This is a genomic window from Micromonospora sp. ANENR4 (assembly GCF_015354395.1).
In the GTDB taxonomy this organism is placed as follows: domain Bacteria; phylum Actinomycetota; class Actinomycetes; order Mycobacteriales; family Micromonosporaceae; genus Micromonospora; species Micromonospora aurantiaca.
In genome coordinates, this window is record NZ_JADKYQ010000025.1 from 1 (window position 1) to 24,142 (window position 24,142).

25 protein-coding genes are annotated in these 24,142 nt (G+C 72.1%); 15 read left to right on the forward strand and 10 right to left on the reverse strand.

All coding sequences use genetic code 11. The features are described from left to right. Positions 1-113 precede the first annotated feature (113 nt). The 4 genes from otsB to IRY44_RS29330 form a co-directional block, all read right to left on the reverse strand. The gene (gene otsB / locus IRY44_RS29315) at positions 114-2,714 is read right to left on the reverse strand and encodes a trehalose-phosphatase (protein WP_194803388.1); all 2,601 of its coding nucleotides are present in this window, start codon (positions 2,712-2,714) and stop codon (positions 114-116) included. Then, complete coding sequence (locus IRY44_RS29320; RefSeq protein ID WP_043328887.1) at positions 2,711-4,111, reverse strand: trehalose-6-phosphate synthase; 1,401 nt, start codon at positions 4,109-4,111, stop codon at positions 2,711-2,713. The genes otsB and IRY44_RS29320 overlap by 4 nt, the downstream gene beginning before the upstream one ends. A gap of 276 nt (positions 4,112-4,387) precedes the next feature. Next, the gene (locus IRY44_RS29325; RefSeq protein ID WP_194803389.1) at positions 4,388-4,639 is read right to left on the reverse strand and encodes a hypothetical protein; all 252 of its coding nucleotides are present in this window, start codon (positions 4,637-4,639) and stop codon (positions 4,388-4,390) included. After that, positions 4,632-4,913, reverse strand: coding sequence for a hypothetical protein (locus IRY44_RS29330; RefSeq protein ID WP_194803390.1), 282 nt, complete (start codon positions 4,911-4,913; stop codon positions 4,632-4,634). The genes IRY44_RS29325 and IRY44_RS29330 overlap by 8 nt, the downstream gene beginning before the upstream one ends. Positions 4,914-5,127: 214 nt before the next feature. Between IRY44_RS29330 and ettA the strand changes: the two genes are divergently transcribed. The 4 genes from ettA (at position 5,128) to IRY44_RS29350 (ending at position 8,615) form a co-directional block, all read left to right on the forward strand. Beyond that, positions 5,128-6,804 carry an energy-dependent translational throttle protein EttA gene (ettA, locus tag IRY44_RS29335; RefSeq protein ID WP_194803391.1) on the forward strand — a complete coding sequence of 559 codons (1,677 nt, stop codon included), beginning with the start codon at positions 5,128-5,130 and terminating at the stop codon, positions 6,802-6,804. Further along, the gene (locus tag IRY44_RS29340; RefSeq protein WP_135241665.1) at positions 6,797-7,240 is read left to right on the forward strand and encodes a thioesterase family protein; all 444 of its coding nucleotides are present in this window, start codon (positions 6,797-6,799) and stop codon (positions 7,238-7,240) included. Before ettA ends, IRY44_RS29340 begins: the two co-directional genes overlap by 8 nt. Continuing rightward, a complete protein-coding gene (locus IRY44_RS29345; protein ID WP_194803392.1) occupies positions 7,237-7,899 on the forward strand; it encodes a hypothetical protein in 663 nt (220 codons plus the stop codon). The genes IRY44_RS29340 and IRY44_RS29345 overlap by 4 nt, the downstream gene beginning before the upstream one ends. Positions 7,900-8,030: 131 nt before the next feature. After that, complete coding sequence (locus IRY44_RS29350) at positions 8,031-8,615, forward strand: YbjN domain-containing protein (RefSeq protein ID WP_194803393.1); 585 nt, start codon at positions 8,031-8,033, stop codon at positions 8,613-8,615. A gap of 7 nt (positions 8,616-8,622) precedes the next feature. Here IRY44_RS29350 and IRY44_RS29355 read toward each other — a convergent pair whose 3' ends face one another. From IRY44_RS29355 to IRY44_RS29365, 3 genes are all read right to left on the reverse strand, one after another. Next, complete coding sequence (locus tag IRY44_RS29355) at positions 8,623-9,006, reverse strand: globin (RefSeq protein WP_194803425.1); 384 nt, start codon at positions 9,004-9,006, stop codon at positions 8,623-8,625. A gap of 78 nt (positions 9,007-9,084) precedes the next feature. After that, entirely contained in the window at positions 9,085-10,458 is a 1,374-nt protein-coding gene (locus IRY44_RS29360) for an MFS transporter (RefSeq protein ID WP_194803394.1), read from the reverse strand. 233 nt (positions 10,459-10,691) lie between these two features. Then, on the reverse strand, positions 10,692-11,747 hold the full coding sequence (locus IRY44_RS29365) for a mechanosensitive ion channel family protein (protein WP_370585037.1): 1,056 nt from the start codon (positions 11,745-11,747) through the stop codon (positions 10,692-10,694). 227 nt (positions 11,748-11,974) lie between these two features. Here IRY44_RS29365 and IRY44_RS29370 point away from each other — a divergent pair, with 227 nt between their 5' ends. Further along, the gene (locus tag IRY44_RS29370; protein ID WP_194803396.1) at positions 11,975-12,514 is read left to right on the forward strand and encodes an HNH endonuclease; all 540 of its coding nucleotides are present in this window, start codon (positions 11,975-11,977) and stop codon (positions 12,512-12,514) included. 9 nt (positions 12,515-12,523) lie between these two features. Here the strand turns inward: IRY44_RS29370 and IRY44_RS29375 are convergent, their stop codons facing one another. The 3 genes from IRY44_RS29375 to IRY44_RS29385 form a co-directional block, all read right to left on the reverse strand. After that, complete coding sequence (locus IRY44_RS29375; protein ID WP_194803397.1) at positions 12,524-13,393, reverse strand: class F sortase; 870 nt, start codon at positions 13,391-13,393, stop codon at positions 12,524-12,526. 14 nt (positions 13,394-13,407) lie between these two features. Further along, complete coding sequence (locus tag IRY44_RS29380) at positions 13,408-13,917, reverse strand: hypothetical protein (protein WP_135241659.1); 510 nt, start codon at positions 13,915-13,917, stop codon at positions 13,408-13,410. Positions 13,918-13,995: 78 nt separating this feature from the next. Continuing rightward, positions 13,996-14,436, reverse strand: a complete 441-nt coding sequence (locus IRY44_RS29385; RefSeq protein ID WP_013288068.1) for an Lrp/AsnC family transcriptional regulator — start codon at positions 14,434-14,436, stop codon at positions 13,996-13,998. 142 nt (positions 14,437-14,578) lie between these two features. Between IRY44_RS29385 and IRY44_RS29390 the strand changes: the two genes are divergently transcribed. From IRY44_RS29390 to IRY44_RS29435, 10 genes are read left to right on the forward strand one after another with little or no spacing between them, the layout of a single operon-like run. Then, positions 14,579-15,463: a tryptophan 2,3-dioxygenase gene (locus tag IRY44_RS29390; protein ID WP_194803398.1), complete on the forward strand. Its 885-nt coding sequence runs from the start codon at positions 14,579-14,581 to the stop codon at positions 15,461-15,463. A gap of 14 nt (positions 15,464-15,477) precedes the next feature. After that, positions 15,478-16,758: a kynureninase gene (kynU, locus tag IRY44_RS29395; RefSeq protein WP_194803399.1), complete on the forward strand. Its 1,281-nt coding sequence runs from the start codon at positions 15,478-15,480 to the stop codon at positions 16,756-16,758. 2 nt (positions 16,759-16,760) lie between these two features. Then, on the forward strand, positions 16,761-18,092 hold the full coding sequence (locus IRY44_RS29400) for an NAD(P)/FAD-dependent oxidoreductase (protein WP_194803427.1): 1,332 nt from the start codon (positions 16,761-16,763) through the stop codon (positions 18,090-18,092). A 20-nt stretch (positions 18,093-18,112) separates the two neighbouring features. Continuing rightward, positions 18,113-19,594: a 2-hydroxymuconic semialdehyde dehydrogenase gene (locus IRY44_RS29405; RefSeq protein WP_194803426.1), complete on the forward strand. Its 1,482-nt coding sequence runs from the start codon at positions 18,113-18,115 to the stop codon at positions 19,592-19,594. 56 nt (positions 19,595-19,650) lie between these two features. Then, complete coding sequence (locus IRY44_RS29410; RefSeq protein ID WP_120573580.1) at positions 19,651-20,448, forward strand: 2-keto-4-pentenoate hydratase; 798 nt, start codon at positions 19,651-19,653, stop codon at positions 20,446-20,448. Then, positions 20,445-21,380, forward strand: coding sequence for an acetaldehyde dehydrogenase (acetylating) (locus IRY44_RS29415; RefSeq protein WP_194803400.1), 936 nt, complete (start codon positions 20,445-20,447; stop codon positions 21,378-21,380). The genes IRY44_RS29410 and IRY44_RS29415 overlap by 4 nt, the downstream gene beginning before the upstream one ends. Further along, a complete protein-coding gene (dmpG, locus tag IRY44_RS29420) occupies positions 21,377-22,432 on the forward strand; it encodes a 4-hydroxy-2-oxovalerate aldolase (RefSeq protein ID WP_194803401.1) in 1,056 nt (351 codons plus the stop codon). The genes IRY44_RS29415 and dmpG overlap by 4 nt, the downstream gene beginning before the upstream one ends. Further along, on the forward strand, positions 22,429-23,202 hold the full coding sequence (locus IRY44_RS29425) for a 2-keto-4-pentenoate hydratase (RefSeq protein WP_091423125.1): 774 nt from the start codon (positions 22,429-22,431) through the stop codon (positions 23,200-23,202). The genes dmpG and IRY44_RS29425 overlap by 4 nt, the downstream gene beginning before the upstream one ends. Next, positions 23,199-23,624, forward strand: a complete 426-nt coding sequence (locus tag IRY44_RS29430; RefSeq protein WP_194803402.1) for a RidA family protein — start codon at positions 23,199-23,201, stop codon at positions 23,622-23,624. Before IRY44_RS29425 ends, IRY44_RS29430 begins: the two co-directional genes overlap by 4 nt. Beyond that, positions 23,617-24,141: a 3-hydroxyanthranilate 3,4-dioxygenase gene (locus IRY44_RS29435; protein WP_194803403.1), complete on the forward strand. Its 525-nt coding sequence runs from the start codon at positions 23,617-23,619 to the stop codon at positions 24,139-24,141. The genes IRY44_RS29430 and IRY44_RS29435 overlap by 8 nt, the downstream gene beginning before the upstream one ends. The last annotated feature ends 1 nt before the right edge of the window (position 24,142 follow it).

Genomic DNA, 24,142 nt, shown 5'->3' on the forward strand with positions numbered 1-24,142 from the left:
CTTGGTGCCCACCAGGTGCCCGTTATAGCCCTTATGTCAGGGCGGAAAGTGCAAGATCGACGGGGACCGGGACGGGGACGGGGCGGGGGACGTCAGTCCCCCGCCCCGGTCGGTCACTGCTTGAGCATGTTGTCGAGCAGCAGGGCGCAGCGGATCAGGCCGAGGTGGCTGTACGCCTGCGGGTGGTTGCCCAGCCCGCGCTCGGCCAGCGGGTCGTACTGCTCCGGCAGCAAGCCGGTCGGACCGGCCGTGTCGAGCATCTGGGTGAACAGCTCCTCGGCGTCGCTGCGGCGGCCGGTGCGCAGGTACGCCTCGATCAGCCACGACGTGCAGATGTGGAAGCCGCCCTCCCGGCCGGGCAGGCCGTCGTCCCAGTGGTACCGGTAGACGACCGGACCGCTGCGCAGCTCCGCCTCGATCTTGAGCACGGTGGAGAGGAAGCGCGGGTCGTCGCCGGCGAGCAGCCCGGAGATGCCGATCCACAGCGACGAGGCGTCCATCTCCTCGTACCCGTAGGCGACGCTGTACGCCTCGGCCTCCGGGTGCCAGCCGTGCTCCAGCACGTTCGCGGCGATCCGGTCGCGCAGCTCGACCCACTCGGGTCGGTCCTCGCCGCCGTGGCGGCGGACCACGTGCAGCGCGCGGTCCACAGTCATCCAGAGCATGACCTTGGAGAAGACGTGGTGCCTCGGGGGGAGGCGGGCCTCCCAGATGCCGTGGTCAGGCTCGTGCCAGCGGCGGCGTACCGCCTCGACCATGTTCTCCAGCACCCGCCACTCGTCGTCGCGGATCGAGCCCCGGGCGTCGGCCACCGCCGCGATCAGGTCCGCGACCGGGCCGAAGACGTCGAGCTGGAGCTGGTGGTTGGCGAGGTTGCCGACGCGTACCGGCCGGGAGCCGGCGTAGCCGGGCAGCGTGTCGATGACCGCCTCGGCGCCCAGCTCGAAGCCGTCCACCGTGTAGAGCGGGTGCAGCCGCTCCGGGTGCCCTCCGGTGCGCTCGACCACGCCGTCGATCCAGCGCAGCAGCCCTTCGGCCTCCTCGGTCGAGCCGAGGTCGACAAGCGCGCGGGCGGTCATCGCCGCGTCCCGCAGCCAGCAGTAGCGGTAGTCCCAGTTGCGGACACCGCCCAGCTCCTCGGGCAGCGACGTGGTGGCCGCGGCGAGGATCGAGCCGGTCGGCTCGTGGCAGAGGCCGCGCAGCGTCAGCGCGCTGCGGGCGACCAGGTCCCGGGCGGTGGCGGGCAGCCGCAGTGAGGCCACCCAGTCCTTCCAGGGCTGCTCGGCGGCGGTCTGCCGCTCGTGCAGCGGCAGCCGGTGCGGCTCCAGGCTCTGCGTGCCGAAGCGCAGCTCCAGCACCACCTGGCCGCCGGCCGCCGACAGGTCGACCACCGCCTTCGCGGTCTCGTACCCGGCGTCGTTCGTGACCTCCCACTCGACGCCGGGGGAGTGCAGCGCGACCGGCTCGTTGGAGCCGAGCACCAGCAGCCCGTCGTCGAGCGGCTGGAGCTGCACCGCCACCTGACCGAACTCGGGGCGCGGCGCGAACTCGACCCGGGCCCGCCCGGTGCCGCTGAGCACCCGGACCAGTGTCGAGTCGCCGCTGACCACTGCGGGGTCGTCCGGCGTGGTCTCCCGTACCGGGAGGTCGAGCCAGTCGGTCACGGTCAGGCCGGACCAGCGGGTCTCGACGGTCATCGTGTTGCTGCGGTAGCGCTGGCCCAGCGGGATGCCGCCGCGCTCCGGGCCGACCGTGAAGTGCCCGGCCGGGCTGCCGCCGACCAGGTCGGCGAAGATCGCCGCCGAGTCCGGCTTCGGGTGGCACAACCAGGTGATCTTGGCTTCCGGCGTGACGAGCGCGACGGTACGGCCGTTCGCGAGCATCGAGTGCCGCTCGATCGGCACCGCCCGCTCGCCGAACAGCCAGTGCCGCCGCGTCTCCAGCAGCAGACCCAGCGCGCGGGCCGCCTCGATCGGCTCGGCCACCCGGTAGTCGGCGCGGGTCTCCCCGGGACCGATCTTGATGCCGACGTCCGGCCCGGTCAGGTTGCCGAAGGCGTTCTCGTCGGTGACGTCGTCGCCGATGAACAGCACCGCGCTCGCGGCGAGCTGGGTACGGAGCTGGTCGACGGCGGTGCCCTTGTTGGTCACCACCACCGACAGCTCGATGACCTCCTTGCCCTGGGTGACTGTCACGCCCTCCCAGGTCGCGGGGCCGTTGCGGACCGCCTCGACGGCCCGGGCGGCGACGTGCGGGTCGACACCGCGGGTGTGTACGGCGACGCTGGCCGGCTTGCGTTCCAGGCGGATGCCCGGGTGTTCGGCGGCGATCTCGCGCAGTGCCTCGCGGAGCCGGTGCCGGACCGCGATCAGCTCGGGGGTGAGCCGCTCGACGAAGCCGATGTCGAACTCCGAGCCGTGGCTGCCGACCAGGTGCACCTCGCTCGGCAGCCGGGACAGTGTGGCCAGGTCGCGCAGCGCCCGGCCGGAGACGACAGCGACGCTCGTCTGCGGCAGTGCGGCGAGCGCGCGTACGGCCGCCACCGACTCGGGCAGCGGCACGGCCTTGCTGGGGTCCTCGACGATCGGCGCCAGTGTGCCGTCGTAGTCGCAGGCGACCAGGAGTTGCGGAACCCGGGCGATACGGCCGATGGCGGCACGCAGTTCGGGATCCAGCACGCCGCCGTGGGCGGCGGCGGGGGCGGGCGAGGTCACGCAGCCTCCGTATCTCCGACGCCGAGCTCGCTGAGGAACGACTTGGCCCAGTGGCCCACGTCGTGGCTGCGCAGATGGCGCTGCATGACGCGCATCCGGCGGCGGGCTTCGGGCTTTTCGACATGCACGGCCCGCAGCAACGCGTCCTTCACCGCGTCCGGGTCGTGCGGATTACACAGGAACGCCTGGCGCAGCTCTGTCGCGGCGCCGGCGAACTCACTGAGCACGAGCGCGCCGCCCTGGTCGGCGCGCGATGCGACGTACTCCTTGGCCACCAGATTCATTCCGTCTCGCAGCGGGGTCACCATCATCACGTCGGCCGCGACGTACATCGCGGCCAGTTCGGAGCGACTGTACGACTGATGCAGATAATGCACTGCAGGCACGCCGACCCGGCCGAATTCACCATTGATCCGGCCAACCTCGCGTTCCACCTTCACCCGAAGTGCCTGGTAGTGCTCCACGCGCTCGCGGCTGGGCGTGGCGACCTGCACCATAACCGCGTCCGGAACTGTCAACTTTCCGTCAGCGAGAAGTTCGCGGAAGGCCTTCAGCCGGAGTTCGATGCCCTTGGTGTAGTCGAGCCGGTCGACGCCCAGGATGATCGTCTTCGGGTTGCCCAGCTCCTCGCGGATCTGCTTGGCCCGGGCCTGGATCGCGGGGTCCTCGGCCAGCCGCTCCATCTCCTTGGTGTCGATCGAGATGGGGAACGCGCCCGCCTTCACCTGCCGGCCGTCGACCTGGATCATCTGGCCCTCGTAGCGCAGGCCGAGCAGGTGCCGGGCCAGCCGGACGAAGTTCTGCGCTGCCAGCCGCTGCTGGAAGCCGACCAGGTCCGCGCCGAGCAGTCCACGCAGGATCTCGGTGCGGAACGGCATCTGCATGAACAGCTCGATCGGCGGGAACGGGATGTGCAGGAAGAAGCCGATCCGCAGGTCCGGCCGCAGCTCGCGGAGCATCGCCGGCACGAGCTGGAGTTGGTAGTCCTGGACCCAGACCGTGGCGCCCTCGGCCGCCACGTCCGCGGCGGCCTCCGCGAACCGGGCGTTCACCAGCCGGTACGCCTCGCGCCAGCGGCGCTTGTAGGCAGGCGTCTCCACCGCGTCGTGGTAGAGCGGCCAGATCGTCGCGTTCGACTGGCCCTCGTAGTAGCGCTCCAGTTCCTCGGCGCTCAGCGGCACCGGGTGCAGCCGGATGCCCTCCAGGTCGAACGGCTCGGGCGCGGCGCCGGTGCCGCCGGCCCACCCCACCCAGGTTCCCTGGTGCTCGGCGAGCACCGGGTGCAGCGCGGTCACCAGCCCGCCCGGGCTGCGCCGCCACTGCCGTCCCTCGGGTGTGCTCACCTCGTCGACCGGCAGACGGTTGGCCACTACGACAAAGGAGCTACGGACGGTCACGATCGGCCACCTCCGGGTACTGACGGGTCCACCGCGATGAGCGTACTGAGCGTAGCTGCGGCGTCTGATCCCCCGTGCCGGAGTTACCTACCCGTCCCAGAACCGCCGAACCCACCGCGTGATCTTGTCGACACCGGTGGCTCAGAGGTCGATGATCGGCCACTCCTTGGGGAGCACCTCACCGAGCAGTTCCCGCCGGTCACTCATGATCGGCGTGGTGGCCCGTGCGGCCTCCAGCGCCACCTGGGCGAGGTCCATGCTCAGGAGCGTGCGCGACTAGCCGCCGAGGAACATGCACATGTCGTGCGCCACGGGGCTGACGACCACGTGGTCGAGATCGCCGAGGATGTCCAGCAGGCGCCAGCCGTCGACGGCCACCTGCCGGTACGCCTCGGCGAGGCATAGTGCCGGCACGATCACCGTCTGCCCCCGGTCCGCGACCGACGCGATCTGCTCCCCGACCGCCTCGGTGCCCTCCGAGTAGGCCAGCAGGCAGGCGGTGTCGAGCACCAGCCCGGGGTCAGTCACGGGTCAGCCGTCCACGTGACGACTCGCTTAGCAGTGCGGCGGCCCGGGCGCGCAGTTCCGGGGTGATCTTGGCCTGGGCCTCGTCGAGCGCGTGGCCCGCGTCGGCGAGCCCGCCGTCGGACAGCCGGAAGCCGACCTGCCGGAGCGTGCGCCGGGTGCGCTCTCCCGTCATCCGCTGCCGCACGCTCTCGGTGATGAACGCGGAGACGTTCGGCTCCTGGGCCAGTCGTTCGGCCACGTCGTCGGGGACGCTGATGGCGATCTTCTTGGTCATACCGTCGACGTTAACGAGTAGTACCTGCGCCGGCAACGCGGCAGGCCGCCGTACCCCTGGGGTGGGGTGATGTGGGCGTGGCGGTCCGTACCTGTCAGGATTGACGGCGGCGTGCGTGCGGCCGGCTCCCGGCCGGCGGCGGCGGGCGGAGATCGACGCCCGCGCCCCGCACCCGACAAGCCCGCGATCGCAACCGACGGAGGTAGCCCGCACCGTGGCCCAGTTCATCTACGTCCTGGACAAGGCGCGCAAGGCGCACGGCGACAAGGTCGTGCTCGACAACGTGACGCTGAACTTCCTGCCGGGTGTCAAGATCGGGGTGGTCGGTCCGAACGGCGCCGGTAAGTCCAGCCTCCTCAAGATCATGGCAGGGCTGGACCGGCCGAGCAACGGCGAGGCCCGGCTCATGCCCGGCTACTCCGTCGGCATGCTCGCGCAGGAGCCGCCGCTCAACGAGGAGAAGACGGTCCTCGGCAACGTCGAGGAGGCGGTCGCCGAGACCAAGGCCAAGCTGGAGCGGTTCAACGCCATCGCCGAGCAGATGGCCACCGACTACTCCGACGAGCTGATGGAGGAGATGGGCAAGCTCCAGGAGGAGCTGGACGCCTCCGACGCGTGGGACATCGACTCCAAGCTCGAACTCGCGATGGACGCGCTGCGCTGCCCGCCGCCGGACGCCGACGTCACCAAGCTCTCCGGTGGTGAGCGCCGCCGGGTGGCGCTGTGCAAGCTGCTGCTGGAGGCGCCGGACCTGCTGCTGCTCGACGAGCCCACCAACCACCTGGACGCGGAGAGCGTGCAGTGGCTGGAGCAGCACCTGGCCAAGTACGCCGGCACCGTCCTGGCGATCACCCACGACCGGTACTTCCTGGACAACGTGGCCAACTGGATCCTGGAGCTGGACCGCGGCCGGGCCTACCCGTACGAGGGCAACTACTCCACCTACCTGGAGAAGAAGGCCGCCCGGCTCTCCGTCGAGGGACGCCGCGACGCCAAGATGAAGAAGCGCCTCTCCGAGGAACTGGAGTGGGTCCGCTCGAACGCCAAGGCGCGGCAGACCAAGTCCAAGGCCCGCCTGGACCGCTACGACGAGATGGCCGCCGAGGCGGAGAAGACCCGGAAGCTGGACTTCGAGGAGATCCAGATCCCGCCGGGCCCGCGCCTGGGCAACACGGTCATCGAGGCGCAGAACCTCACAAAGGCGTTCGGTGACCGGGTGCTGATCGACGACCTGTCGTTCTCGCTGCCCCGCAACGGCATCGTCGGCATCATCGGCCCGAACGGCGTCGGCAAGACCACGCTGTTCAAGACCATCGTCGGTCTGGAGCAGCCGACCAGCGGCTCGGTCCGGGTCGGCGAGACCGTCTCGCTGTCGTACGTCGACCAGAACCGGCAGGGCCTGGACGGCGACAAGACCGTCTGGGAGGTCGTCTCCGACGGGCTGGACCACCTCATGGTCGGCAAGGTCGAGATGCCGTCCCGGGCGTACATCGCCGCGTTCGGCTTCAAGGGGCCGGACCAGCAGAAGCCGACGAAGGTGCTCTCCGGCGGCGAGCGCAACCGGCTCAACCTGGCGCTGACGCTCAAGATCGGCGGCAACGTGATCCTGCTCGACGAGCCGACGAACGACCTGGACGTGGAGACGCTGTCCAGCCTGGAGAACGCGCTGCTGGAGTTCCCCGGCTGCGCCGTCGTCATCTCCCACGACCGGATGTTCCTGGACCGGGTCGCCACGCACATCCTGGCCTGGGAGGGCGACGACCAGAACCCGGCCAAGTGGTTCTGGTTCGAGGGCAACTTCGAGGCGTACGAGAAGAACAAGGTCGACCGGCTCGGCGCCGAGGCGGCCCGTCCGCACCGGGTGACCTACCGCAAGCTCACCCGTGACTGACCGCTTCGTCTACCACTGCGCGCTGCGCTGGTCCGACCTGGACGCGTACGGCCACGTCAACAACGCCCGCTTCCTCACGCTCTACGAGGAGGCCCGGGTGGCGATGATGTTCGCCGGCGGCCGGGCGTGGGGAGTGGGCTCGTTCGCCGACGGGGTGGTCATCCGCCGGCACGAGGTCGACTACCTGCGCCCGGTCGACTACGCGCTCGGCCGGGCCAGCGCGGAGGCCGCCCCGACGGTACGGATCGAGCTGTGGGTGGACCAGATCAGGGCCGCCTCCTTCTCGGTCGCCTACGAGCTGTACGACGGCGACACGCTGGCCGGTACCGCCCGGTCGCTGCTGGTGCCGTTCGACCTGACGGCGCAGCGCCCGCGCCGGATCTCGCCGGAGGAGCGGGCGTTCCTGCTCCGCTACGCGCCGGGGCTGAGCGGATGACCGGGCACGGGTTGACCGGGACGGCCGACGCCGGGGCCTTCCTGGCCCGGCTGGTCCGGTTCGACCCGGCCACTGTGGTCCGGCTGCGGCCGGTACCGGGTGCGGGCCGTACCGCCCTCTGGGGGCGGCTGCCGTGGGGCGTGCTCGTGGTCCGTACCGTGCCCGGCACCGCCCCCGGCGACGTCACGGTGGCGGCGGGGGAACTGCTGGCCGAACTCTCCGCCGAGGGCGAGGCGCTTCCGGTACGCCGGGACGACGGCTGGCGGTGGCAGCTCCCACCGGCAACGAGCCGGGCGGTGGAGGCGCTGCCCGGCGCCGAGCTGCGCCGGATCGCGGAGGCGGCGGCCGGGACGCTGCGCGAGGCGGCCACGCAGGGCGTGGCGGGCCGCGCGGTCGGGCAGCGGGTGCTGCGGGACGCGCTGCTGGACCACGTCGCCGTGGTGGTGACCCCGGACGAGGCGCCGCGGACGCCGGTGGAGGTGTCGCAGCGACTGGTGCAGGCGCTGGTCCGGATGGGTTTCCTCGGCACCGGCGCGGACGACGTTCAGGTGCGGACGGCCGGTCGATGGGTCGGACTCGTCGGACCGTTCGGGGCGGCCTGGTCGCGGACCGTCGCCGATCTTGCACTCAGGCCGGCGCCGGGTCGTCCGAACGGATGACCCCGTGTCGTCCTTCCGGTTTGGGGCGGTCGTTGGGGGGATGCCTCAGGCCGCCTGTCCGGGTACCGTCCATCCTCGGATCCAACGCACCGTAGGCGTCCGGATCCGCTGGGGAGTGAGGTGCGCGAGCGATGCCGTGGTGGTCATGGCGCCCTGGTCCCGCCGCTGGCGGGGAGCCGGAGACTCGAAGCGGGACCACAGTGGATGACACCATCCGGGTCGGACCACCGACCCCTCGCCAGCCGGGGGACGACGTGGCGCCGCCCGAGCGGCCGGCCCTCACGGACATGCCGGCCACCGTCGCGCCGGTCACGCTGAGCCGGGTCTGCGACGCGCTCGACCTGCTCGACGTGCGCTATCTGGCCGACGGCGACGGCAACCTGCTGGCCATGTGGGAGCGGCACGCCGTGCTCGTCGCGCTGGAGGGCCCCGAGGACGAGATCCTCGTGATGCGGGCCCGCCCGCACGCGACGGTCCCGCCGGACTGGGCCGACCGGGCCTACCGCGTCGTGAACGAGTGGAACCACACCCGGCGCTTCTGCAAGGCGTACATCGGTGACCCGACCGAGCGCGGTCAGCTCCCGATCTACGCCGAGTTGCAGGTCCCGCTCGGCGCCGGCGCCCACGACGCGCTGCTGGTCGAGATGCTCGACTGCGGCGCCGCCGTCGCGGTGACGTTCGTCGACTGGCTGCACGACGAGGGCGCCCTGCTCTGAGCCGGGCTCAGCCGGCCGGGTCCTCCATCACGTTCACCATGAAGTAGGCGGCCCGCTCCAGGTAGTCCCAGAGCGCAGCGGCGAGCTGCGGCGGCAGGCCCAGCGTGTCCACCGCCCGGCGCATGTGGTGCAGCCAGGCGTCCCGCTCGGCCGCGCCGATCCGGAACGGTGCGTGCCGCATCCGCAGCCGCGGGTGGCCGCGCTGCTCCGAGTAGGTGTGCGGGCCACCCCAGTACTGGATGAGGAACAGGGTCAGCCGGTCCGCCGCCGGGCCCAGGTCCTCCTCCGGGTACATCGGCCGCAGCAGCGGGTCGTCGGCCACACCGGCGTAGAACTCGTCCACCAGCTTGCGGAAGGCCGGTTCGCCGCCGATCGCCTCGAAGAGGGTCATCGACTCGCCTGGGGAAGTCACGCTTCCATCCTGCCAGGTGCCGCCCGGCACCCGCGCCCGCCCGCCGGGCGGCGCGGATCACGTCACCGCGTGCCGGCGTCGGCCGTGCTCCCGGTTCCGGTCACCGGACGCGGGGCCGGGCGCGTGGGCGTGCGCCGGTCCGCCGCCGGCCGCCGACTCCGCGCGGGCGGCCGCGACGGCCTCGTGGATCACCTGTGGCCGGGGCCAGGCGAGCGCCGCCACCGACATGATCAGTACCCCCGCGGCGCTCCACACGCCGACCACCGACGGGACCGAGAAGCGCTCGGCGAGCGCGCCCGTGGCCAGCACCGCGGCGCCCTGGATGATCTGTGTGCCGCTGGCCATGACGCCGAACGCCCGGGCCCGGAAGCCGTCCGGGAGCGCCTGCACGAACAGGCCGTTGGCGACCGGGACGAGCCCGGCGACGGCGAAGCCGCACCCGGCGGCCAGCAGCGCCACCACCGCCGGCGGCGGGTTGAACAGCGCGGGTACGAGCGTCGCCGGCGCGATGATCATCAACGGTCGCATCAGCGTCAGCCGCCGCTCCGGGCCGACGAGCCGGCTGATGGTCAGCCCGCCGAGGATGTATCCGACCGGGACGGCGGCCATGATCAGACCTTGGGCGGTGCCGGCGTCCATCCGGCCGTCGGTCCGGTCGGCGGCCCAGCCCGCGGCCAGCCCTTCGGGGACGATCGAGAAGAGCATCGCGCTGAACACCAGCACCGCGATGGCGCGCAGCACCGGCCGCTCGAAGACGATCCGGAAGCCCTGGACGGTCTCCCGCAGCAGGTGGCTACGGTGCACCTCGGCCATCGCCGGTGGCCGCTCGCGTACGCCGAAGCGGACGATCGCGGCCGACACGGCGAAGGTCACGGCGTTGACGAGCAGGGCGGTGTTCGGGTTGAGGGCCGCCACCGTGGCGCCGATCAGGTAGCCGACGACCTGGGCGGCCTGGCCGGCGCTGGTGAACGCGGCCAGGCCCACGACCAGCCGGTCCCCGGTCAGGATGTGCGGCATCAACGCGGACCGCGCCGCCTGGCTCGGCGGGTTCGCGAGCGTGGCCAGGAAGATCAGCGCGAAGATCGACCAGGTCGGCATCCAGGGCATCGCGACCAGCGCCATCAGCGCCATCCGCAGCAGGTCGCAGATGACCATGACCCGGCGGTAGTGGTGCCGCTCGGCGAGCGCGGAGAGCAGCGGGCCGCCGACCAGCCAGGGGAGGTAGCTGGCGGCGAATGCGGCGGCGGAGAGCGCGACCGAATCGGTCTCGCGCAGCACGAGCACGGTGACCGCGGCGCGGGCCAGGTAGTCGCCCACCCAGGAGAGGGTGTTGGCGGCGAAGATGGCGCGGAACTCCGACTGACCGAAGACGTCCCGGAAGGTGGCCGGGGCATCCCGGGCGGGTCGCGCGTCGGACACCGTCGCCTCCATCGTTCCTGGTCGACCACTTGTGATGGCCCGACCGGGAACCGTCGTCAGATCGATCGATCAGCGAGGACACGAGCACGCCCCCCGGTGGAGCGTGTGCACCGGATTCTGCCCGATCGTCTGACAACTGGCTAGGGCGAACGGATTGATCGTCGCATCTCCGACTGAACGAACGGACGATACCCGAGGGGCCGCGCGGTGCGGAACCCCGGAAATCGTCCGGCTCGTCCGGTGGCTCAGGTGGGTCCGCCGGTACCGGTACCCTCGGCGGCGGGCGGCGCCGGCGGCTGGACCGGGAGGCCGGGGAACAGCCGGGCAGCCGCGATCTGCGCGACGATCCCCGAGTTCTCAAGCGCCTCCGCGAGGCGGCGGCGCAGCTCACGCCCGACCGCGAACTGCCCGTCCGCGGTGGTCTTGACGACGGTACGGATCACCGCGCCGTCGACGGTCATCTGCTCGACGCCCAGGACCTCCGGCTGCTCCACGATGCTCGGCGCCAGCTCCGGGTCCAGCGCCACCGACGCCGCCGCGGTACGCAGCACGGCGGTGGCCTCCTCGGTGCCGGCGAACCCGATCGGCAGGTCGACCACGACGAGCGCCCAGCCCTGGCTCTTGTTCCCGACGCGGACGATCTCGCCGTTACGGATGTACCAGAGCACGCCCCGGCCGTCCCGGACCGTGGTGACCCGCAGCCCGACCGCCTCGACCACGCCTGTCGCCTCGCCCAGGTCGACCGTGTCGCCGACGCCGTACTGGTCCTCGATCAGCATGAACAGGCCGGCGATCAGGTCCTTGACCAGGCTCTGCGCGCCGAAGCCGAGCGCCACGCCGGCGATGCCCGCGCTCGCCAGCAGCGGGGCCAGGTCGAAGCTGAACTCCTTGAGCACCATCAGCAGCGCGATGCCGAAGACGAACGCGGTGACCATGCTGCGCAGCACCGACCCGATCGCCTCGGCCCGCTGCCGCCGCCGCTCCGGCACGAACTGGTCCGGGTCGAGTGCGGCGCTGGGGATCCGCTCGCGCAGCGGGCGCAGCATGGTCGGCACCGCGCCGTCGGTGGTGGTCCGCACCAGCCGGTTGATGGTCCGGTGCAGCGCCCACCGGGCGGCCACCGCGAGCAGCAGGATCAGCGCCACCCGCAGCGGCTTGAACAGGATCCAGTAGCTGCTCTCGGCGAACCAGGCGGAGTTCGTCACTCGGTACACCCACTCGCAGGAGCTGCTGCCCTGGCAGTCCGGCTTCCGGTCGGAGACGGCGGCCAGCACGGCGGAGATCAGGTCGGAGACGTTCACTCTGCTTTCGTACCGCACGCCCGGCGGGCGACGGACACCGCCACCTCGGCGAAGGGCCGCCGGGCGGGGGGTAGCCCGGATTAGTACGTGCAATCCGGGGCGCGATCAGGGACTATTGGCGCAACGGACGTCGGTGATCCGGCCGGCGTCGGAGCCGTTCCGCGCTGTCCGCGGGGCGGTTCCGGCGCAGACGAGGCGGGAGCGACTGGACCGGGAGGGTGAGCGCGATGCCTGACATACGACCCACGGCGGGCTCCGGTGCACTCGTTCTCAACGCCACCTACGAGCCCCTGTGCGTCGTGTCGGTGCGTCGTGCCGCGATCCTCGTCCTCAGCGCCAAGGCGGTCTGCGTCAAAGACGGCGAGGGCATCCTGCACAGCGCGCGCAACGCGTTACCGGTGCCCTCGGTCGTACGCCTGACCCGCTACGTCCGGGTGCCGTACCGCACCCACGTCGGGTTGTCCCGGCGGGCGGTGTTCGCCCGCGACGGGTGGCGGTGCGCGTACTGCCGGGGGCCGGCCGAGACCATCGACCACGTCTTCCCGCGCAGCCGGGGCGGCCGGCACGCCTGGGAGAACGTGGTCGCCGCGTGCGCGCGGTGCAACCACACCAAAGGCGACAAGACCCCGGCCGAGCTGGGCTGGCGGCTGCACCACCTGCCGGCCGCGCCCAAAGGAGCCGCCTGGCGGGTGCTCGGGCACCGCGCCCCCGACCCGCGCTGGGCGGACTGGCTCGACCTGCGCGAGCCCGAGCCCGAGGCGGCCTGACCCGCCCGCTCAGCGCGCCTTGACCAGCGCGGCGTAGACGACCAGGTTGTCCGCGTACCCGGTCTCGCCGCCCACCCAGCGCCCGCCGCAGGTGATCAGCCGCAGGTTGGGCCGGCTGAAGTCGCCGTAGACGTCCTCCACCGGCAGTTTCTCCTTGCCGTACCGCTCGATCGACGTCACCTCGAACACCGCCACCGAGCGGTCCTCGCGGGTCACCTCGATCCGGTCGCCGTCGTCCAGCTCCCTCAGCCCGTGGAAGACGGCCGGACCGGTGGTGGTGTCGACGTGCCCGACGAGCACCGCCGGGCCGTACTGGCCGGGCGTGGGGCCCTGGTCGTACCAGCCGACCTCGCCGGCCCGCTCCACGTCCGGCACGGCGATGCTGCCGTCCGGCGCGATGCCGACCCGGTGCACCGGCGCGCGCAGGTCGAGCTTGCCGATGCTCAGGCCGGTCGGTGGACTGGCCGGCAGCACCGGGAACTTCTTCGGCGGCGGGCGCAGGCCGGCGACGATCCGGTCCGGCAGCACGCTGACGCCGGTCACCCGTTCCACACCGAGCATGGCCACGATCAGCGCCATCACGCTCGCCACCACGAGCACCGGGACACCCGGGTTGCGGCTCGGGGCGTACCGGCGGGTGGTGGTCCTGGCGGCGCGGGCCGGTACCGGCCGGGACTGCGGGTCGGCGGTGGCGACGCTGGCCGAGAACGCGTGCCCGGCGACGTGGGCGAACCGGCGCGCGGCGCGGGACGTCAGCCGCAGCGCGGCCCGGAGCCGGCCGGCGCGCTGTCGCGACCGGCGGCCGGGACGGGCGGCGTCGCGGCGTCTGCGGTCCGCCGCCGGGCCGGTACGGTCCCGGCGGCGCGATGAGCGGGCCATTGCGGCACCTCTCGTCAGGCACGGCCGCCGGTCTTACGGCGGGCACTCACACCGGCCACCACTGCCACCGCGACCAGACCGCCGACGAGCAGCAGCGAACCGGTGCCCCGGCTACCCGCGGTGCCACCGCCGCCGGTCGCCGGTCCCTTGCTCGGCTGCGCCATGTTGAGCACGGTGAGCATGGTCGAGGCGGTGTTGCCGTTGGAGCAGTCCAGGTTCACCGGGTAGTCGCCGGGCGCCTTGTTGCCGGGCACGGTGACCGAGCCGGTGAGGAAGCCGTTGTCCGGCCGCAGCGTCACCCGCCCGAAGGCGTCCGAGGTGACCTGCGCCTGACGGTTGTTGCTGTTGTCGCAGCCGGCCCGCAGGTTGACCCGGGAACCGGCCTGGACGCTGTTCGGCGTCACCTCGATGAACACGCTCTCGCCGGCCCGGGCCGGCGGCGCGGTGGTCAGGACGAACGCCGCCACCAGGCCGAACAGGCCCAACAGGGACGACAACGCACGATGTGACAGGAGCCCTCGCATGGTTCCCCCCTCCCGGCGCGACGGTGCGCCGGACCACTGACGGGCAGCGGCGCCTGCTTTCCCGGAGGGCGGGGGAAGCTAACGGGGCGCCTTGACCACGGGGTGCCAGGCCAGCGGGGTGGAGAGCACCATCGTGCTGGATGGCTGCCCGTACGGCGCGAGGCGGTCGATGACCTCCTCGAACTCGCCCATGTTGGTGGCGGCGACCTTGAGCATGCTGCACGCGTCACCGGTGATCCGGTGGATCTCCATGATCTCCGGCCAGCCCGCGACGTCGGGGTCGTTGAGGATGCAGCGCGCGCCGTAGCAGGACATCCGGATCAGGGCGAGCACCGTCCGCCCGGCCCGGGTGAGGTCGACGTGGGCGTGGTAGCCGGTGATCACACCGGCTTCCTCCAGCCGCCGGACCCGCTCGGCCACAGCGGGCGGCGACAGGTGGACCCGGCGGGACAACTCGCTGTACGACAGCCGGGCGTCGGCTTGGAGCTCGCGCAGCAGCGCCCAGTCCATGTCGTCCACGCGCGGACCTTCCTTCCGTAAAGACGGCGACGCGAGATGGTTTCGGTTCGCGAAGTGAGACCACCATACCGCCGTTGAACAGGCATTCCATTCGGCCGCCCACCAGCGGGATCATGACGTCTACCCCGCGCACGGACGGAGAATGACTGTGGAACAGACGACGGCGGTGCGCCCGGTAACCCCCCAGGAACGGGCGGCTCGGGCGGCGCGCAACGGCGGCGAGCCGACACTGGAGTTCGCCGACCGCGTGCCGTACGACGCGTACGTGCGGGCCAGCACGCTGCACCGGCTCCAGGAGCCACTCAGCGACGACCCGGGCGAGATGTCCTTCCTGATGGTCAGCCAGATCATGGAGCTGTACTTCGGCCTTACCTGCCACGAGTTGCGGCACGCCAAGCGCGAGCTGCGCGAGGACCGGATCTGGGAGGCCCTGCCCCCGCTGCGCCGCGCCGCCCTGCACCTGGAGGGCCTCAACGCCGCCTGGCACGGCCTGCGCTGGATGAGCCCGGCCGACTTCAACCGCTTCCGCGACCGGCTCGGCGAGGGCTCCGGCTTCCAGTCCGCCATGTACCGGCAGCTGGAGTTCCTGCTCGGCCTGCGCGACCGGGCGCTGATCCGCCCGTTCCGCCGGCAGACCGAGGTGTACGACGAGCTGACCGCCGCGCTCGCCACGCCGAGCCTCTGGGACGAGGTGGTGGCGCTGCTGGCCCGCAAGGGCTTCGACGTGCCGGCCGAGCTGCTGTCGCGGGACGTGAACGTCGAGCACGAGGGACACCCGGCGATCGAGGCGGCCTGGGTCCGGATCTACGGCGACAACGGGCCGGACAACCACCTCCGCCTGCTCGGCGACGCGCTGACCGAGATCGCCGAGGAGTTCGGCGACTGGCGCTGGAACCACGTCAAGGCCGTCCAGCGCACGATGGGCGCCAAGGTCGGCAGCGGCGGGTCCGCCGGACTGGCATGGTTGCAGCGCAGCATGGCCCGGGTGGTCTTCCCGGAGCTGTGGTCGGCCCGCACCGCGATGTGACGAGAGAGAACAGCATGCACACCCCCGAGAACGAAGCCCTCCGCCGCGACGCCGCAGACCCCGGCCACCGGCACCTGTTCCACATCCCACCCGCCGACGGCGGGCGCTACCCGGACACGGCGTACCTGGCGGGCAACTCGCTCGGTCTCCAGCCCCGGGCCACCCGGGACGAACTCCTCGCCGACCTGGACGCCTGGCAGCGCCTGGGCGTCGAGGGGCACCTGGAGTCGGAGCGGCCCTGGCTGCCGTACCACGAGCTGCTGACCGCACCGGCCGCCCGCCTGGTCGGCGCGCTGCCCGCGGAGACCGTGGTGATGAACTCCCTCACGGTGAACCTGCACCTGCTGATGGTCAGCTTCTACCGGCCGGCCGGCGAGCGCACCCGCATCGTCATCGAGGACAGCGCGTTCCCCTCGGACAGCTACGCGGTGCGCAGCCAGGCCCGCTTCCACGGCCTGGACCCGGACACCACTGTGGTACGCCTCAAGCCGCGTCCCGGCTCGGATACGCTCGGCACCGAGGACGTGCTGGACTTCCTGGCCCGCGAGGGCCACACGGTGGCGCTGCTGATGCTCGGCGGCGTGAACTACCTGACCGGCGAGCTGATGGACATCCCCGCCATCACCGCCGCCGGCCGCGCCGCGGGCGCCGTCGTCGGCTGGGACCTGGCGCACGCCGCGGGCAACGTGCCGCTGGCGCTGCACGACTGGGACGTGGACTTCGCCGCCTGGTGCTCGTACAAGTACCTCAACTCCGGCCCGGGCGCGCTGGGCGGTGTCTTCGTCCACGAGCGGCACCTCGGCGACCCGTCGATCCCGCGGTTCGAGGGCTGGTGGAGCACCGAGGCGGCCACCCGGTTCGAGATGACCCCGGTGTCCCGGCCGCCGGCCACCGTGGAGGCGTGGCAGATCTCCAACCCGCCGATCTTCGCGATGGGCCCGGTGCGTACCTCGCTGGAGCTGTTCGACTCCGTCGGCATGCCGGCGCTGCGCGAGCGCAGCCTGCGGCTCACCGCCTTCCTGGAGCAGCTGCTCGACGAGGTGACGCCCGGTCGTCCGCTGAGCGTGGTCACCCCGCGCGACCCGGCCCGGCGCGGCTGCCAGCTCTCCGTCCGGATCGGCGTGGGAAGCGCGAACGAGTTGACCAAGCGGCTGCGGCACGAGCACGGCGTGGTCGCCGACGCCCGGGAGCCGGACATCGTCCGGTTCGCGCCGGTGCCGCTCTACTCCACGTACCACGACTGCTGGCGGGTCGCCGAGGCGCTGGCCGCGACGTTCGACAAGGAGGGCTCGTGAGCGTGACGAGTGAGCGCGACGAGATCGCGGTGGTCGGCGCCGGGCTGGCCGGCTGTCTGCTGGCCTGCTACCTGGCCCGCCGCGGCTACCCGGTGGCCCTCTACGAGCGGCGGCCCGACCCGCGTACCGGCACCGTCGAGCGGGGCCGGTCGATCAACCTGGCGCTGTCCGAGCGGGGCCTGGACGCGCTGCGCCGCATCGGCCTAGAGGACGAGGTGATGACGGACGCGCTGCCGATGCGCGGCCGCATGATCCACCCGGTCGAGGGCGAGCCGGAGTTCCAGTCGTACAGCGGCTCCGGGGACCGCGCGATCAACTCGATCAGCCGGGGCGCGCTGAACAACGCGCTGCTCGACGCCGCCGCCGCGCTGCCGAACGTGCGCGTCGCGTTCGACCACCGGCTGGTCGGGCTCGACCCGCTCGGCGGCGAGATGACGTTCGAGACCCCGCAGGGCAAGGTCACCGCCACCGCCTCGGTCATCCTCGGCGCCGACGGCGCCGGCTCCGCGGTGCGCGGGCAACTGCTCGCGTACGGGGGCCTGACCGAGAGCCTGGACTTCCTCGACTACGGCTACAAGGAGCTGACCATCCCGCCGCTGGGCGGGGAGTTCGCGCTCGACCCGGGCGCGCTGCACATCTGGCCGCGCGGCACCTCGATGATGATCGCGCTGCCGAACCCGGACCGCTCCTTCACCTGCACGCTGTTCTGGCCCACCCACGGCACCCGCAGCTTCGCGTCGCTGAGCAGCCCGGCGGCGATCGAGCGGTTCTTCGCCACCCACTACCCGGACCTGGTCCCGCTCGCGCCGAACCTGGTCGACGACTACCAGCACAACCCGGTCGGTGTGCTCGGCACTGTGCGCTGCACGCCGTGGCAGGTAGCAGGCAAGGTCGGCCTGATCGGCGACGCCGCGCACGCCATCGTGCCGTTCTACGGCCAGGGCGCGAACTGCGCGTTCGAGGACGTGGTCGAGCTGGACCGCTGCCTGGACGAGTGCGACGACGAGTGGGCCGCCGCGCTGCCGCTGTTCCAGCACCGCCGTCAGGACAACGCCGAGGCGATCGCCCGGATGGCGCTGGCGAACTTCGTGGAGATGCGGGACAAGGTCGCCTCGCCGGTGTTCCGCACCCGCAAGCAGGTCGAGCACGCGCTGGAGCGCGCGCTGCCCGGCCGCTACGTCTCCCAGTACGAGCTCGTCTCCTTCTCCACCACCCCGTACGCGCAGGTGCGCCGCCGGGTGCGTGCGCAGTACGCGGTGGTCGGCGCGGTCGCGGCCGGCGCGGTCGCGCTGCTGGCCGGTGGTGTCCGCGCGGCGCTGGGGAGGCGGCGATGACGCTCTGGGATCCCCGGCTGATGACCGGCCACGCGCCGCACGGCCCCGGCCTGCTGCGCAACTTCGTCGGCGGCGAGTTCGTCGACGCCGGTTCCCGGTTCACCAAGCGCAGCCCGGTCACCGGCGAGCCGGTGTTCGAGGTGGTCGAGGCGTCGCAGTCGACAGTGGACGACGCGGTCGCCGCGGCCCGGGCGGCGCTGCGCGGCCCGTGGGGCCGGATGGGGGAGCGGGAACGCGCCGAGGTGCTGCGCCGGGTCGCCGACGAGCTGGAACGGCGCTTCGACGACCTGGTCGCCGCCGAGGTCGCGGACACCGGCAAGGCCATCTCGCAGGCCCGGACGCTCGACATCCCGCGCGGCGCGGCGAACTTCCGGGCATTCGCCGAGATCGTGGCGACCGCGCCCACCGAGTCGTTCACCACTGTCACCCCGGCCGGGGGCCGGGCGCTGAACTACGCGGTCCGCAAGCCGGTCGGCGTGGTCGCGGTGATCGTGCCGTGGAACCTGCCGCTGCTGCTGCTCACCTGGAAGGTCGCCCCGGCCCTGGCCTGCGGCAACGCCGTCGTGGTCAAGCCCAGCGAGGAGACCCCCGCCTCCGCCACGCTGCTGGCCGAGGTGATGGCCGCGGCGGGCGTGCCGGACGGCGTGTTCAACCTGGTGCACGGCTTCGGCCCCGGCTCGGCCGGCGAGCACCTGACCCGGCACCCCGGCGTGGACGCGATCACGTTCACCGGCGAGTCGGCGACCGGCAGCGCGATCATGCGCGCCGCCGCCGACGGGGTGAAGGCGGTCAGCTTCGAGCTGGGCGGCAAGAACGCCGGCCTGGTGTTCGCCGACGCCGACCTGGACGCGGCGGTCGCCGGTTCGGTGCGGTCCAGCTTCACAAACGGCGGCCAGGTGTGCCTGTGCACCGAGCGCATCTACGTGCAGCGGCCGGTGTTCGAGGAGTTCACCGCGCGGCTGGCCAAGCGTGCCGACGAGCTGGCGTACGGCTGGCCGGACGACGAGGCGACGGCGAACATGCCGCTCATCTCGCACGGCCACCGGGACAAGGTGCTCGGCCACTACGCGCTGGCCCGTACCGAGGGCGCCGAGGTGCGCGCCGGTGGCGGCACGCCGCGCTTCGGCGACGCCCGCGACGGCGGGGCGTACGTGCAGCCGACGGTGCTCACCGGCCTCGGCGCGGACGCCCGCACCAACCAGGAGGAGATCTTCGGACCGGTGGTGCACGTCGCGCCGTTCGACGACGAGGACGAGGCGTTCGCGCTCGCGAACGGCACCGCCTACGGCCTCGCGGCGACGGTGTGGACGCGGGACGTGGGCCGGGCGCACCGGGCCGGCGCCCGGCTCGACGCCGGCATCGTCTGGGTGAACACCTGGTTCCTGCGCGACCTGCGTACCCCGTTCGGCGGGGTGAAGGCGTCGGGTGTCGGCCGCGAGGGCGGCGTGCACTCGCTCGACTTCTACTCCGAGCTGACAAACGTCTGCGTGGATCTCACATGAGCGCGCGTGGTGGGCAGAATGGCCGGAATCCCCAGCGACGTAAGCGAGGAGCCGCCATGACCGTGGACATCGAGGCCGCCAACCGGGAACTGGCAGTGGCCCGGCAGGACGGGAAGCCCTGCCCGCCGCTGCGCGGCCGGCTGCTGCCCGAGGGCGACATCGAGGCCGCGTACCAGGTGCAGCAGGTCTACACCCGGCAGCGGCTGGGCAAGGGACACCGCCGCGTCGGCGCGAAGATCGGCCTGACGTCGCGGACCGTCCAGGAGAGCTTCGGCGTCTTCCAGCCCGACTTCGGGGTGCTCTTCGACGACATGGCCGTCGGTGACGGCGTCGAGGTGCCGATCGACCGGCTGCTCCAGCCGCGGGTGGAGGCGGAGATCGCCTTCGTGCTCGGCGCGGACCTGCCGGACGAGCGGGTCACCACTGTCGACCTGATCCGGGCGGTGGACCACGTGCTGCCGGCCATCGAGATCGTCGACTCGCGGATCGCGGACTGGGACATCTCCATCGTGGACACGGTGGCGGACAACGCCTCCAGCGGGCTGTTCGTGCTCGGCACCGCGCCCCGGCGGCTCGCCGACGTGGACCTGCGGCTGTGCGGCATGGTACTGGAGCACGCCGGTGAGCCGGTCTCGGTCGGCGCGGGCGCGGCCTGCCTCGGCAATCCGCTGCACGCGCTGCAGTGGCTGGCCGGCACGATGGCCCGCGCCGGTGACCCGCTGCGGGCCGGCGACGTGGTGCTCTCCGGCGCGCTCGGCCCGATGGTGCCGGTCACGCCCGGCGCCGCGTACGAGGCGCGCATCTCCGGGCTCGGCTCGGTGCGTACCTGTTTCTCCTCGGAGGGAACGTCATGACTGTCGGAGTGGCGGTGCTCGGGTCGGGCAACATCGGCACCGACCTGATGATCAAGGTGCTGCGGCTCAGTGAGAGCCTGCGCATGGTGGCGATGGCCGGTATCGACCCGGACTCGGACGGTCTGGCCCGGGCCCGCCGGCTCGGCGTGACCACCACCGCCGAGGGCGTCGACGGCCTGGTCGCGCTGCCCGAGTTCGCGGACGTCCAGCTCGTCTTCGACGCCACCTCGGCCGGCGCGCACAAGCGTCACGACGAGGTGCTGCGGGCACACGGCCGTACCGTCGTCGACCTGACGCCTGCGGCTATCGGCCCGTACGTGGTGCCGCCGGTGAACCTCGACGAGCACCTGGGTGAGCCGAACGTCAACATGGTGACCTGCGGCGGACAGGCGACGGTGCCGATCGTGCACGCGGTCGGCCGGGTCACCCCCGTCGCGTACGGCGAGATCGTCGCCTCGATCGCCTCGAAGTCGGCCGGTCCGGGCACCCGGGCCAACATCGACGAGTTCACCGAGACGACCGCCCGCGCCATCGAGGTGGTCGGCGGCGCCGAGCGCGGCAAGGCCATCATCGTGCTGAACCCGGCCGACCCGCCGCTGCTGATGCGGGACACGGTCTACTGCCTGTGCCCGGACGCCGACGCCGACCGGGTGAAGATCGCCGCCTCGGTGGCCGACATGGTGAAGACCGTGCAGGAGTACGTGCCCGGCTACCGGCTCAAGCAGGACGTGCAGTTCGACGCCGTGGACACGTACGCGCCGGTGCTCGGCCGGCACTTCACCGGCCTCCAGGTGTCGGTGTTCCTGGAGGTCTCCGGCGCCGGGCACTACCTGCCCGCGTACGCCGGGAACCTGGACATCATGACGTCGGCCGCGCTGCGTACCGCGGAGCGGCTGGTGGCGCTGCGTTCCCCGGAGGGGGCATCCCGATGACCGACCTCTACATCCAGGACGTGACGCTGCGCGACGGCATGCACGCCATCGGGCACCGCTACACGGTCGACCAGGTGCGTACCATCGCCGCCGCGCTCGACGCCGCAGGTGTGGCGGCGGTCGAGGTGGCGCACGGCGACGGCCTGGCCGGTTCCAGCGTCAACTACGGGCACGGCGCTGCCGCCGACGCGGACTGGATCGCCGCCGCCGCCGAGGTGCTGACCACCGCGCGGCTCACCACGCTGCTGCTGCCGGGCATCGGCACCATCGCCGACCTGAAGGCGGCCAAGGCGCTCGGCGTGACAAGCGTCCGGATCGCCACGCACTGCACCGAGGCGGACATCTCCGCCCAGCACATCGCGTGGGCCCGGGAGAACGACATGGACGTCTCCGGGTTCCTGATGATGTCGCACCTCAACGACCCGGCCGGGCTGGCCGCGCAGGCCAAGCTCATGGAGTCGTACGGCGCGCACTGCGTCTACGTCACCGACTCCGGCGGGCGGCTGCTGATGTCGGACGTGGCGCAGCGCGTCGACGCGTACCGGCAGGTGCTGGAACCGGAGACGCAGATCGGCATCCACGCGCACCACAACCTGTCGCTGGGTGTGGCGAACAGCGTGCTCGCGGTCGAGCACGGCCGGATCCTCGGCGACGGCCCGGTCGGCTCGCCGTCCGGGCGGACCGTCCGGGTGGACGCGTCGCTGGCCGGCATGGGCGCGGGCGCGGGGAACGCGCCGCTGGAGGTCTTCGTCGCGGTCGCCGAGCTGCACGGCTGGAAGCACGGCTGCGACGTGTTCGCGCTGATGGACGCCGCCGACGACCTGGTCCGCCCGTTGCAGGACCGGCCGGTCCAGGTCGACCGGGAGACGCTCTCCCTCGGGTACGCGGGCGTCTACTCCAGCTTCCTGCGGCACGCCGAGCGGGCCTCGGCCAAGTACGGCGTGGACGTCCGCTCGATCCTGGTCGAGCTGGGCCGCCGCCGGATGGTCGGCGGCCAGGAGGACATGATCGTGGACGTGGCACTGGACCTGGCGAGCAAGGAGACCTCATGATCGGGCCGGACATCGCCGGCATCGCGGAGAAGCTGGGTGCGGCGGCCGACGACGCCACCGCGATCCCGCAGCTCGCCGCCGAGACCGGCCTCGACGTCGACGCCGCGTACGCGGTGCAGACCGCGCTGGTGCAGCGCCGCCTCGACCGGGGTGAGCGGCTGGTCGGCCTCAAGATGGGGCTCACCAGCAAGGCCAAGATGGCGCAGGTCGGCGTGGACGAGGTGATCTGGGGCCGGCTGACCGACGTGATGCGGGTGCCCGACGGCGGCGGCGTCGACGTCGGCGACTTCATCCACCCCCGGGTCGAGCCGGAGGTGGCGTTCCTGCTGGACCGGCTGCCCGACCCGGGCGAACCGGTCGGCTCGTTCACCCGTGCCGTGCGCGCGGTCGCCCCGGCGATCGAGCTGATCGACTCGCGGTACGCGAACTTCACCTTCTCGCTGCCGGACGTGATCGCCGACAACACCTCGGCCGCCGCGTTCGTGGTCGGGCCGTGGTCGCCGGTGCCGGACGGGCTGGACAACCTCGGCGTGCTGCTGGAGATCGACGGGCGGGTGGCGCAGGTCGGCTCGACCGCCGCCATCCTCGGCGACCCGCGCCGCGCGCTGGACGAGGGGCTGCGGCTGGCCGGCCGGCACGGCGTACGGCTGCGCAAGGGTTGGGTGTTCCTGGCCGGCGCGGCCACCGCCGCGGTGCCGCTGCGCCCCGGGGCGCACGTCCGCGCCACTGTGGAGAAGCTGGGTTCCGCCTCCCTGAAGGCCCTCCCATGACCGCCCGCGTGGTGGCCGGCAAGGCCGTGCCGCGGGGCGCGTTCCCGCACGTCAAGGTGGCCGGCGGGTTCGTCTACGTCTCCGGTACGTCGTCGCGCCGGCCGGACAACACGTTCGCCGGGGTGTCGGTGGACGAGTTCGGCACCACCGACCTGGACATCCGCGAGCAGACCCGGGCCGTGATCGAGAACATCCGCGACCTGCTCCGCTCGGTCGGCGCCGACCTGAGCGATCTGGTGCAGGTCACCAGCTACCTGGTCAACATGAACGACTTCGGCGGCTACAACGAGGTGTGGGCGGAGTTCTTCGACGCCACCGGGCCGACCCGGACCACAGTCGCCGTGCACCAGCTTCCGCACCCGCATCTGCTGATCGAGATGCAGGCCGTCGCCCTACTTCCGTCGGGAGGTTCCCATGAGTGAGATCGCCGAGCCGTTCAGCTTCTCCGGCTGGATCGGCGAGAACCAGCACCTGCTCAAGCCCCCGGTGGGCAACAAGGAGATGCTGCCCGGCAGCGACGACTTCATCGTCATGGTGGTGGGCGGCCCGAACCAGCGCACGGACTTCCACGTCGACCCGTACGAGGAGTTCTTCTACCAGGTCAAGGGCAACATGCACATCAACCTGATGCTGCCCGAGGGCCCGCGTACGGTGCACGTGCGCGAGGGGCAGATGTGGATGCTGCCGCGCAACACCCCGCACTCGCCGCAGCGTCCCGAGGCCGGCTCGATCGGCATGGTGATCGAGCGGGTCCGCGAGGAGGGCACACTGGAGAAGTTCCAGTGGTACTGCGGCGAGTGCGACCACAAGGTGCACGAGGTCGAGTTGCAGGTCCGCGACATCGCCGCCGACCTGCCCCCGGTCTTCGCCGCGTTCTACGCCGACGAGAAGGCCCGCACCTGCGACAACTGCGGCGCGCTGCACCCGGGCAAGGGCTGAC